Annotated in this window: 3 protein-coding genes; 1 reads left to right on the forward strand and 2 read right to left on the reverse strand. The window is 72.5% G+C overall.

What is annotated here, in order from left to right; all coding sequences use genetic code 11:
• Together ACWF94_RS39075 and ACWF94_RS39080 are read right to left on the reverse strand one after the other, a co-directional pair.
• Nucleotides 1-962, reverse strand: a 962-nt coding sequence (locus tag ACWF94_RS39075) for an EamA family transporter (protein ID WP_453499826.1), incomplete at its 3' end; no start/stop codon positions are given.
• A gap of 74 nt (nucleotides 963-1,036) precedes the next feature.
• Entirely contained in the window at nucleotides 1,037-1,717 is a 681-nt protein-coding gene (locus ACWF94_RS39080) for a Clp protease N-terminal domain-containing protein (RefSeq protein WP_453499828.1), read from the reverse strand.
• A 212-nt stretch (nucleotides 1,718-1,929) separates the two neighbouring features.
• On the opposite strand from ACWF94_RS39080, the gene ACWF94_RS39085 reads away from it, so the two are divergent.
• Complete coding sequence (locus ACWF94_RS39085) at nucleotides 1,930-2,142, forward strand: hypothetical protein (protein WP_453499830.1); 213 nt, start codon at nucleotides 1,930-1,932, stop codon at nucleotides 2,140-2,142.
• Nucleotides 2,143-2,264 lie beyond the last annotated feature (122 nt).

Genomic DNA, 2,264 nt, shown 5'->3' on the forward strand with positions numbered 1-2,264 from the left:
CCTTTTGCCACCGGCACCGGCACCTGCCCGCCGGACGCGATCGGCCCCGAGGGCGCCTTCGGTGCCTGTGACTGGGCGATGAACGCGCCCAGCAGCACCAGCGCACCGCCCAGGATCTGCGGCAGTGACAGATGCTCGCGCAGCAGCACCCAGGCCAGCACGGTCGCGACGACCGCCTCCAGACACGCCACCACCCCGGCCACCTGCGGCGACAGCTTCCGTACGGAGACGACCCCGGTGACATACGCGAGCACGGTGGCGATCAGCACCACCCAGGCCAGCAGCAGCCAGGCCGTGACCCGCGTCCCGCCCATGTCCACATCCCCGCCGAGCAGCGTGAAGTCCATGCCCCACGGCCGTGCGATCACGGTCAGCACCAGCGCGCCGATGAGCAGTCCGTACGCGATGACGCCCAGCGGGTCCGCGCGATCCTCCCCGTGGCCGCCGTGGTCGGACAGGACGAAGTAGCACGCCTGGCAGCACGCGGCGCCCAGCGCGAGCAGCAGCCCGAGCACATCGAAGCTCAGCCCCGCCCACACCTCGACCACACAGGCGAGACCGGTGACCGCGAGGACGACGCCCACCGCCGCCGCGCGGGTGACCGGCCTGCGCTGGACGAAACGGATCCAGCCGAGGACGAGGGCCGGGCCGAGATATTCGACGAGGAGCGCCACTCCCACGGGAATCCGGGAGATGGACGCGAAGTAGAACGCCTGGACCCCCGCGACGGCCAGCAGTCCGAAGCCGAGGAGGAGCACCGGCCTGCGGCGCAGCAGACCGCGGTGGCGCCAGGCCAGCGGCAGCATGATCAGCGCCGCGCCCGCCACCCTGAGCCACACCACATGGAGCGGGTCGAGACCCGCCTCGATCAGCGGCTTGGCCGCGACACCCGATCCACCGAACGCGAAAGCCGAGACCAGGGCGATTCCCAGACCCGCGCTCCTACCCCGAGACGCCTGCATCGGCACATCATGTCAGCGCACGTCAGGACCGTCGAGCCCATGACGCATGGCGAGACGGGCGGGCCCCGCCGGGGTCAGCCTGCCGCCAGCCGGCCGCCGAGCTGCTCCACATCCACCCCCGCCCGCTCCAGCACCTCCACCGCCCGGCAGCCGGGGTCGGACGCGAGGGCGGCGAGCAGGTCCACCCCGGCGGCCCGGGGCTCCCCGCGCAGTTCCGCGCGCTCCACGGCCGTCGTCAGCGCGGCGGACACGGACGGCGACCACCCCGAACGGCCGGGCCGGTCGGGTGGATCGGGTCGGTCGGACCGCTCGGGCCGGTCGGGTGGATCGGGTCCGTCGGGCCACTCGGATCGGCCAGGTGGGTCGGACCGCCCGGGCCGCCCGGATCGGCCGGGTCGGCCGGGCCGGTCGGACCGCTCGGATCGGCCGGGGCCACGGTCCCGTACGACGGGAATGGCGCCGGAGTCCTCCACCGAGCCCTGCCACCGCAGGCCGTAGCCGATGCTGCGCTGGACGAGATAGCCGAGGACACGGGCGACCGTCGGCCCGGGCCCGAACACGGCGCGCGCCTCGGGGTCGGTCTGGATCAGCGAGTGCAGCAGATGCGCGGTGTCGGTCTGCCGGTCCCCGTCGCGCAGCGCCCTGCGGCGCGCGGCCGCCACCACCGAGGCCAGCTCCGGAGTGAATCGGGAGTCGGGCTCGGCTCGGCGGGCGGCGGCTGACTGCCGGGGCAGCCAGGGGGTCGGACTGGGCATATCCCTCACCCCATCAGCTCCGCCGAGTCCTCGCGTCCCCGTCGGGTGCCATGTGCCCGTCCCACTGAGGGTGGGCACAGACGATCAGTTTCTCCTCCTTACGGATGAGATCGGGATACTTCTCCCTCAGGGGCGCGTGCCCGTGTGCCCTCCGCTCCCGAGGCGCCCCGGGACCGGCAACCGAACCGCACCCGGCACGCGTCCCCTCCGACATGTTCTGGATGGTCGCTCTGCTCGCAGCCGACGGGCGGCAGTACGTCTACCGGGTATACGCACCGGCCTGCGCGCTTCTCGCCGATGTCTTCTGGGCCGCCTTCCACTGCCATGACGAGAGCCCGCACCCAAGGGCGTCGGACTGCTTCGACTCCGCCGAGATCTGGCGGCTGCCGACCGATCGCACAGATCTGACTGTTCATCAGTATTGAATGTTCCGGGCAGTACGGCTACGTTGCGCGGCACCGCGATCCGACAGGGAGAGGTGGCCGCGCAGACCGAGCGGGCTTAGTCGCCTGACCACCTCGCGTGACCGCGCACACGGACGGTGCCC

This window comes from Streptomyces sp. NPDC055078 (assembly GCF_053607985.1).

Excerpts from the sequence above, each read along its gene's own strand:
- ACWF94_RS39085 (WP_453499830.1), top strand. The coding sequence starts at position 1,930 with ATGTTCTGGATGGTCGCTCTGCTCGCAGCCGACGGGCGGCAGTACGTC.
- ACWF94_RS39080 (WP_453499828.1), bottom strand. The coding sequence starts at position 1,717 with ATGCCCAGTCCGACCCCCTGGCTGCCCCGGCAGTCAGCCGCCGCCCGC.